The sequence below is a fragment of the Curtobacterium oceanosedimentum genome, from assembly GCF_020297365.1.
In the GTDB taxonomy this organism is placed as follows: Bacteria; Actinomycetota; Actinomycetes; order Actinomycetales; family Microbacteriaceae; genus Curtobacterium.
Window position 1 is genome coordinate 45,169 of record NZ_JAIXIG010000027.1, and the last position, 8,629, is coordinate 53,797.

The window sequence follows — 8,629 nt, forward strand, 5'->3', positions numbered from 1 at the left end:
ACGCATCCCGTCGCGGCTGCGTCCGTGACGGGATGCGTCCCGCCGCGGATGTAACACAGCGGAACGGAACTCGCACCGTCGCCGGGCGCACGTCACACTCGACTCCACGCCGCGGACCACCGCGGCTCCCCCACCGCACGGCCCACGAGGAGCACCAGCATGTCCGCAGCCCCCACACTGCCCGAGAAGCCGAAGGGCAAGCGCCCGATCGGCTGGATCGTCGCCGCCGCGATCGTCGTGGTGGCGATCGTCGTCGCCGTCGTCGTCGGAGCGCTCCGCTCCGGAGGCAGCAGCGGTGCGGCCGCCGGGGACGGTGCAGGCAAGACCGTCACGATCGGCGTCGCGGACGAGTCGCTCGGCTACTGGGACACCTACACCGAGCTCGCGAAGGAGCGACTGGGCGTCACGGTGAAGCTGACGAACTTCTCCGACTACTCGCTGCCGAACCCGGCGCTGAAGGACGGCCAGCTGGACATCAACCAGTTCCAGCACATCCAGTACCTCGCGGACTACAACGTCACCTCGAACGACGACCTGCAGCCGATCGGCTCCACCGCCGTGTACCCGCTGCCCCTCTACTCGACGAAGTACGACGAGCCGTCGGAACTGCCCGAGAACGCGAAGGTCGCGATCCCGAACGACTCGATCAACCAGGCCCGCGCGCTGCTCATCCTGCAGGCGGCCGACCTCATCACGCTCGAGGACGGCGGCTCGGCGTTCTCGACCACCGACGACATCGAGACGAAGCAGGTCGACGTGCAGACCCTCGACGCCTCGCAGACCGCGAACGCCCTGCAGCAGGGGTCGGTCGACGCGGCCGTCGTGAACAACAACTTCGCCACCGCCGCCGGCCTGCCGATCTCGGACGCGATCTACCAGGACGACCCCTCGAGCGCGAGCGCTGCCCCGTACGTCAACGTGTTCGCCGTCCGTGACGAGGACAAGGACGACGAGACCTACCTGGACCTGGCGGAGCTGTTCCAGGACGACGCCGTGCAGCAGGCCTTCGCGAAGGACCTGCCCGAGGCCGTCGCCCGCGACGAGAGCGCGGAGACCCTGCAGGACGAGCTCGCCGAGGTCCAGCAGGACGCGAAGGCGGCCAAGCAGTAGTGCCGGTCCTCGTCGAACTCCGCGGCGTCTCGAAGCACTACCGCCGCGCCGACACCGGCGAGAGCGTGGTGGCCGTCGAGGACGTCTCCCTGGACGTGCACCAGGGCGAGGTCCTCGGCGTCATCGGGTACTCCGGCGCCGGCAAGTCCACCCTGGTCCGCCTGGTCAACGCGCTCGAGCTGCCGAGCTCCGGCACGGTGACCGTCGCGGGCCGCGAGCTGACGGCGATCCCCGAGCGGGACCGCCGTCTGGCGCGTCGCAACATCGGGATGATCTTCCAGCAGTTCAACCTGTTCCGGTCCCGCACGATCGCCGGCAACGTGGCGTACCCGCTCAAGGTCGCCGGCGTGCCGAAGGAGGAGCGGAACCGTCGCGTGGCCGAGCTGCTCGACTTCGTCGGCCTGCTCGAACGTGCCCACGCGTACCCGGAGCAGCTGTCCGGTGGGCAGAAGCAGCGTGTCGGCATCGCCCGTGCGCTCGCGGCGTCGCCCGACCTGCTCCTGGCCGACGAGGCGACGAGCGCCCTGGACCCCGAGACGACGTCCGAGGTGCTCGGGCTGCTCCGTCGGGTGAACCGGGAGCTCGGCGTCACCATCATCGTCATCACGCACGAGATGGACGCCGTCCGGCAGATCGCCGACCGCGTCGCCGTGATGGAGCAGGGCCGGGTCGTCGAGGTCGGCGACGTGTACGACGTGTTCGCGAACCCGCAGACCGGTGCCGCACAGCGCTTCGTCCGCACGGCGCTGCACGACCGCCCGTCCGCCGAGACGCTCCGACGCCTGCGCGACCGCCACCCGGGTCGCCTCGTCACCGTGCAGATCACCGACGAGGCCGGCCTGCAGAACCGCGTCGACGCGGCCTTCCGCGACGCCGGCGTCACCGCCGAGCTCGTGTACGGCGGGGTGGGCGAGATCCGGGAGCGCCGGATCGGCTCGCTCACCTACGAACTGACCGCCCCCGACCCCGCAGCCGCCGATCGTGCGGTCGGGGCCCTGCGGTCCGGCGGCATCACCGTCGACGAGGAGGTGGCAGCGTGAACGACGGCTTCCAGAGCGTGATCGACACGTCCGACGTGTTCTTCGCCGCGATCCGCGACACCCTCGTGATGACGCTGGTCTCCCTCGTCGTCGCCGGGGTCGTGGGGCTCGCTCTCGGCCTGGTCCTGTACGCCACCCGGCCGGGCAACCTGCTGGGCAACCGGGCGGTCTACGCGATCGTCAACGTGCTCGTGAACATCGTCCGGCCGATCCCGTTCGTGATCTTCCTCGCCGCGATCGCGCCCCTGTCCCGCGTGGCCGTGCAGACCACCATCGGCGTGCCGGCGGTGACCTTCGCGATCTCGTTGGCGGCGTCGTTCGCGGTGTCCCGCATCGTCGAGCAGAACCTGCTCGCGGTCGACCCGGGCGTGGTCGAGGCGGCGCGGGCGTCGGGCGCACACCCGCTCTCCATCCTGCTGACGGTGCTCATCCCGGAGGGCGTCGGACCGCTCATCCTCGGGTACACGTTCATCTTCGTGGGGATCGTGGACATGACGGCCCAGGGGGCACTCATCGGCGGCGGTGGCCTCGGCGAGTACGCGATCGTGTACGGCTCGCAGCGGTACGACTGGTGGATCGTCTACGTCTCGGTGGCGGCGATCGTGGTCATCGTGCAGCTCGGCCAGTTCATCGGCAACCGTCTGGCCCGGGCGACCCTGCGTCGCTGACGTCGGGGCGGGCGCGCGGCTGAGATCGCACTTCGGCCCGGCTCGCTGACCGGGAAACGGGACGAACCGCGACCTCGAGTCGAGGGGGCCGTACGCCCCGGCGCGGTGGGCGCACCCGCCTGGAGGCCCGGTGCCGGTCCACGAGACCGGCACCGGGCCTCCCGTGCGTGCGTCGGGCGCGGGGCGCCGGGTAGTCGAGATCGCAGTTCGTCCCGGCTCACCGGCCGGGGGACCGGACGAAGTGCGATCTCGCGGGCGCCACGGCGCCCGCGCTGCGCGTCAGGCGGCGGGGGCCTCGACGGTGGTGACCGCGCCGGTGTCGCCCGGGTGCTCGTAGTGGGCGCGCACCAGGATCGGGCGGTGGTCGGAGATGCCGGCCGGCAGGGTCTCGACGCCGGCGATGTGCAAACCGACACTCGTCGCGAAGTCGAAGTGCCCCGTGAACTTGCGGTAGCGCAGGTACGTCGGCTGGTCCGACAGCGAGAGCGCGAAGCCGTGCTGCTCGATCTTGCGCCGCAGGTTCGTCTGGAACCACGGGTAGTTGAAGTCGCCGACCATGATCGCCGGCACGTCCTTCGCCAGGTCGCGCAGGAACTGGTGCGCCGCCTCGATCTGCTTGCGGCGGAGCGAGTTGGTGGCGGTCAGCGGCGAGGCGTGGAACGAGGCCACGACCACCTCGGCGTCGGCCTCGGTGTCGCGCAGGTGCATCGCGATGAGCCGCTCGTGCGCGGGGGCGAGCACCCGGTCGTGCAGGGACTTCTGCAGCGAGTGGATGCTGAAGTCCTGCACCTCGAAGCGGTCGTCGCGCTTGTAGATCGCGAGCCCGAGGCGGTTGGTGCGGGTGGAGGCGGCGAGCGAGAGGCCACCGATCGACGGCGCCAGGTCGTTGCTGTCGCACTCCTGCACGCACAGGACGTCGGCGTCCGACGCCTCGGCCAGGGCGGCGAGCTCGCCGTTGGCGGTGTGCTCGCGGAGGTTGTAGCTGACGACACGGAGCTGGATGGGCTGCACGGACTGGTCCGTTGCGATCGTGCTCTGCTGCTCTGGCGCGGCCATGCTGCCTTCCTGTCCGGGCGGTCCGGTCACCCTGCCGCGGTCACCGTACTCGGCGTTCGCAAGCGGATGCTGAGACTGTAACGCCTGGCGGGTTTCCTCCGTGTGACCGTGACGAGAACGGACAGCGGCCCGGTCAGGCGCGGACACGGCGTGCGGGGCGGATCGTCTCGCCCGCTGTACGGCTCATCAGGACGCCCTCGAGGCAGGCGACCGCGAGCAGGGCGGCGATGACCCAGAACGCGACCGCGTACGGTCCGTCGCCGCCCAACCCGGAGGCCGCGCGGATGACGACGGCGGCGACGGCGACGCCGAACCCGGCGGCGGTCTGCTGCAGCGTCGAGGACAGCGTGTTGGCCGGCGTCATGTCCGCCTGCTCGACGTCGGCGAAGGCGATGGTGTTGTAGGCCGTGAACCCCACCGACCGGGCGGCACCACTGACGACGAGCAGCACCGCGAGCACCCAGAACGGCGTCTCACGGGTCATGAACGCCATCGCGACGACACTGAGCGCTGCGACCGCCGACGACACGATGATCACCGGGCGGTAGCCGAACCACCGCAGGAACGGCGTGGTCATCGGCTTGATGCCGAGGTTGCCGACGAAGACCCAGAGCACGGCGGACCCGGCGAGCACCGCGCTCCAGCCCCAGGCGTCCTGGAACAGCAGCGGCAGCACGAACGGCACGGCCGACACGGCCAGACGGAACAGGCTGCCGCCGGCGTGCGACACCCGGAAGGTCTCGAGGCGGAACGCGTCCAGTCCCATGATCGGGTGCGGTGCGCGGCGGAAGTGCCGGACGGCGAACCAGCAGCACACCGCGCCGAGGACACCGGAGACGACCACGGCGACGACCGGCACGACGTCGAGCGCGAGCAGCGACGCCATCACCACGAGCGACCCGAGCCCCACGCAGGCGAGCAGCGACCCGAACCAGTCGAAGGGCACGCGCTGGGCGGCGCGTTCCTGCGGCACGAGCACCAGGGCCGCGACGAAGGCGACGACCCCGAGCGGGATGTTGATGAGGAAGATCCAGTGCCACGTCAGGGTCTCGACGAGCACACCGCCGAGGAACGGGGCGATGATCGGGGCGGCGAGGGCCGGCCAGGTCAGGATCGCGATGGCGGTGACGAGCTGTTCGCGTCCGGCGCTCCGGAGCACGACGAGCCGGCCGACGGGCACCATGAGCGCTCCACCGAGCCCCTGCAGGATTCGCCACAGCGTCAGCTCGACCAGGCCGGTCGACATCGCGCACAGGGCGGACGCGACGGTGAACAGGGCGATCGCGCCGGCGAAGACCGTGCGGGAGCCGATCCGGTCGGTCAGCCAGCCGGACACCGGGATGAAGACCGCGAGGGTGACGAGGTACGCGGTGATCGCGACCCCGACCGCGGCGGAGTCGACGCCGAGGTCGCGTCCCATCGCCGGGGCCGCGGTCGCCAGGATCGTGCCGTCCAGCAGCTCCATGAAGAAGGTCCCGGCGACGAGTACGGCGACCGCCGTGCTGCCCGTCCGCCGTCTGGGTGTCGTCGCCGTCGTCGTCATCGCTGCACGAGCCTATGCCCGTGGGGCATCGCACCCTGGCAGCCGGTCCTTCTGCATTGCAGAATGACCGCGACGGAGCCGTTGCCCCGCCACCCGTCGGAGCGGGAGCGTTGGGGCACCACGACGACCAGGAGGACCGATGCCGATCGCACCCGCCACGGTGACCGCCAAGGGCGCGTGGTCCCCGGCGGCTCCGACGCCGCACCACGTGCTCGACGACGCCCACCTGCCCGTGATGACCCTGCGTGCCTCAGCGCTCGCGCACAACACCGCGGTCATGCAGGCCTACGTCGACCGACACGGCCTGCTCTTCGCGCCGCACATGAAGACGCACATGGCGCCGGAGCTCGCCGCGGACCAGATCGCCGCGGGCGCCTGGGGCGTCACGGTCGCCTCCGTGCAGCAGGCGATGGTCGCGTGGGAGCACGGCGTGCACCGGATCCTGGTCGCGAACGAGGTCCTCGACCCCGCGGGGCTCGCCTGGCTGGCGTCGCGCCGGTCGGTCGACCACGGGGCCGACGTCTTCTGCTGCGTCGACTCGACGGCCGGCGTCGCCGCCGGTGTCGCTGCGCAGGAGGCCGTCGACGGCGAACTGCACGTCCTGGTCGAGGTCGGGTTCCCCGGCGGCCGCACCGGGGTCCGCTCCCCCGCCGAGGCACGCGACCTGGCCGAGCGCACGCACGCCGCCGGGCTCGTGCTCCGCGGCGTGTCCGGCTACGAGGGCGGGCTCCCCGGCGTCGACGCCGCCCGCACGTACGTCGCCGGTGTGCTCGCCGTCGCCCTCGCCGTCCGCCCCTTGGTCCCCGGCCCCCGCGCCCTGCTGAGCATGGGCGGCAGCGCCTGGTTCGACGCCGTCGTCGACGCGGTCACCGCCCGTCCGGACGACCTCGACGTGCTGCTGCGCTCCGGTGCGTCACTGGTCCACGACGACGGCTTCTACGCCGAACGCACACCCTTCGGGCGGCAACCGGCCGAGGGCTCGCTGCGTGCCGCCATCGAGGTCTGGGGGCGCGTCACCAGCTGCCCGGAACCCGGGCTCGCCTTCGTCGCCGTCGGCAAGCGCGACATCTCGTTCGACGAGGGACTGCCGGTGGTCCGACAGGTCCGCCCGGGAGGCACGGCTGCAGCCGCGCCGGTCCTCCCACCACCCGGGGCGGTCACCGTCACCCGCCTCGACGACCAGCACTGCTACCTCGCGTCCGGCGACGGGGCACCGACCCTCACGCCCGGCGACGTCGTCGTGTTCGGGATCTCGCACCCCTGCACGGTGTTCGACAAGTGGCGGCAGGTGCACGTGCTCGACGACGACGACACCGTGGTCCGGACGATCGCGACGTGGTTCTGATGGGTGCCGTACCCGGGTCCGCCGAGCCCCTCGACGGCGGGACGCCGGTGCGGAACGCCGCGCTGTCGCTGCGGCGGGCGCTCCGCTTGCTCGATTGCATCGCCGAGCGCACCCGCACGGGGGCACCGTCGGTGAGTCTGACCGAACTGGCCGCGGAGCTCGGCACGGCGAAGTCGACCGTGCTCCGGCTGACGGCCCCGATGCTCGAGAACGACCTGCTGCGCCGCACGCCGGACGCCGGGTTCACGCTGGGGCTCGGAGCCCTGCTGCTCGGCCAGAGCTACCTGGAGGGCATCGACCTGCGCTCGGCCGCCGCGCCGTTCCTGCGGCGGACCGCCGAGCAGACCGGCCTCACCTGCCACCTGGTCGTGCCCGACGGCACCGACATCGTGTACGTCGACAAGGTCGAGACCCGCGGCACCGTGCGGATGGGATCGAGGATCGGCAACCGCCTGCCGATGCGCAACACCGCCTCGGGCAAGGCGATCGTGGCGTTCGGGGAGCCGGAGCTGCTCGGCCGCGTGCTCGCGGAGCCGGCACGGGCCGTGACCGAGCACACCATCACCGACGACGACCGCTGGCGGACCGAGGTCGACCGCACCCACGGTCGGGGCTACGGCATCGACGACCGCGAGAACGAACCGGACATCCGCTGCGTCGCGGCGCCGGTGTTCGACCACGCGAACCAGGTCGTCGGCGCGATGAGCATCTCGGGGCTCGCCTCGCGCTTCCCCGCAGCGGCGGTCCGCGAACTCGGCGACGGGGTCGTCCGGACGGCCCGCGAGATCTCGGTGGCGCTCGGGTCCTCGTCGGCGCAGCTCGCCCTGGCCCGGGGTGCCCGATGACCGGTTCGGTGTTCACCTTCGGCGAGACCATGCTGCTCCTGACCGGTCAGGACGTCGGTGCCGTGCCCGACCTGCGACAGATGCGGGTCGACACGGGTGGGGCGGAGAGCAACGTCGCGATCGGACTCGTCCGGGCCGGCGTGCCCACCACCTGGTTGGGACGTGTCGGCACCGACCCGGCCGGCGACCGGGTGACGGGCGACATCGGCGGCGAGGGCGTGGACGTCGTCGCGGTGCCCGACCCGGAGCGGTCGACCGGGATCATGATGAAGGAGCGGCTGCAGGACGGCCGCACCCGCGTGACCTACCACCGCCGGGGGTCGGCAGGCGCGGCACTGACACCGGACGACCTGCCCGCCAGCATCGTCGAGTCGGCGGCGCTCCTGCACCTGACCGGCATCACGCTCGCGCTCTCCGACTCCGCGCGGGAGACCGTGGCCGCGGCGGTCGACCGCGCGACGGCAGCGGGAGTCCCGGTGTCGTTCGACGTCAACCACCGCCCGAAGCTCATCGACGCGGACGCGGCCCGCACCCACTACCGACGGGTGGCGAGCCGTGCCGCCGTGGTGTTCGCCGGCGACGACGAAGCCCGGCTCGTGCTCGGGCGCGACGAACACGACGGTGATGACGAGGCACTCGCGCACGGGCTCGCGGCACTCGCCGGCGGCCGAGCGATCGTGAAGCTCGGGTCGCGCGGCGCGGTGGCCTCGATCGACGGCGTGCTCCTGCACCGCCCGGCGACCCCGGTGCACGTGGTCGACCCGGTCGGCGCCGGCGACGCGTTCGTCGCGGGGTGGCTCGCCGCGACCCTCGCCGGGGCCAGCCCGGCCGAGGCGCTCGACCGCGCCGCCGACACCGGAGCGCTCGCCTGCACGGTCGCGGGTGACTGGGAGCGGCCGGACGCCGGTGCCCTGCACCGCGGGGCGCCTCCGGGCAGCGACCACGCCGTGCACGACCGAGTCGACCGCTGAACCGCCGCACCGCACCGCACACCCCCTCACCGCCGCCACCACCACCACTAC

The 8,629-nt window shown here is 72.2% G+C and carries 8 protein-coding genes; 6 read left to right on the forward strand and 2 right to left on the reverse strand.

Annotated features, from left to right (window positions below; genetic code table 11):
• Window positions 1-159: 159 nt before the first annotated feature.
• From LEL83_RS12590 to LEL83_RS12600, 3 genes are read left to right on the forward strand one after another with little or no spacing between them, the layout of a single operon-like run.
• Entirely contained in the window at window positions 160-1,110 is a 951-nt protein-coding gene (locus LEL83_RS12590; RefSeq protein ID WP_225559067.1) for a MetQ/NlpA family ABC transporter substrate-binding protein, read from the forward strand.
• Window positions 1,110-2,150, forward strand: a complete 1,041-nt coding sequence (locus LEL83_RS12595) for a methionine ABC transporter ATP-binding protein (RefSeq protein WP_225559068.1) — start codon at window positions 1,110-1,112, stop codon at window positions 2,148-2,150. Before LEL83_RS12590 ends, LEL83_RS12595 begins: the two co-directional genes overlap by 1 nt.
• On the forward strand, window positions 2,147-2,818 hold the full coding sequence (locus tag LEL83_RS12600) for a methionine ABC transporter permease (protein ID WP_225559069.1): 672 nt from the start codon (window positions 2,147-2,149) through the stop codon (window positions 2,816-2,818). Before LEL83_RS12595 ends, LEL83_RS12600 begins: the two co-directional genes overlap by 4 nt.
• A 279-nt stretch (window positions 2,819-3,097) precedes the next feature.
• Here LEL83_RS12600 and LEL83_RS12605 read toward each other — a convergent pair whose 3' ends face one another.
• Window positions 3,098-3,874: an endonuclease/exonuclease/phosphatase family protein gene (locus LEL83_RS12605; RefSeq protein ID WP_225559070.1), complete on the reverse strand. Its 777-nt coding sequence runs from the start codon at window positions 3,872-3,874 to the stop codon at window positions 3,098-3,100.
• Window positions 3,875-4,007: 133 nt separating this feature from the next.
• Window positions 4,008-5,417 (reverse strand): MFS transporter, encoded by a 1,410-nt coding sequence (locus LEL83_RS12610; protein ID WP_225559071.1) that lies wholly within the window; start codon window positions 5,415-5,417, stop codon window positions 4,008-4,010.
• Window positions 5,418-5,556: 139 nt separating this feature from the next.
• Here LEL83_RS12610 and LEL83_RS12615 point away from each other — a divergent pair, with 139 nt between their 5' ends.
• The 3 genes from LEL83_RS12615 to LEL83_RS12625 are packed head-to-tail and all read left to right on the forward strand — an operon-like array spanning window position 5,557 to window position 8,578.
• Window positions 5,557-6,762, forward strand: a complete 1,206-nt coding sequence (locus tag LEL83_RS12615) for an alanine racemase (protein ID WP_225559072.1) — start codon at window positions 5,557-5,559, stop codon at window positions 6,760-6,762.
• Complete coding sequence (locus LEL83_RS12620; protein ID WP_225559074.1) at window positions 6,762-7,607, forward strand: IclR family transcriptional regulator; 846 nt, start codon at window positions 6,762-6,764, stop codon at window positions 7,605-7,607. The genes LEL83_RS12615 and LEL83_RS12620 overlap by 1 nt, the downstream gene beginning before the upstream one ends.
• On the forward strand, window positions 7,604-8,578 hold the full coding sequence (locus LEL83_RS12625) for a sugar kinase (protein ID WP_225559073.1): 975 nt from the start codon (window positions 7,604-7,606) through the stop codon (window positions 8,576-8,578). The genes LEL83_RS12620 and LEL83_RS12625 overlap by 4 nt, the downstream gene beginning before the upstream one ends.
• Window positions 8,579-8,629: the final 51 nt, after the last annotated feature.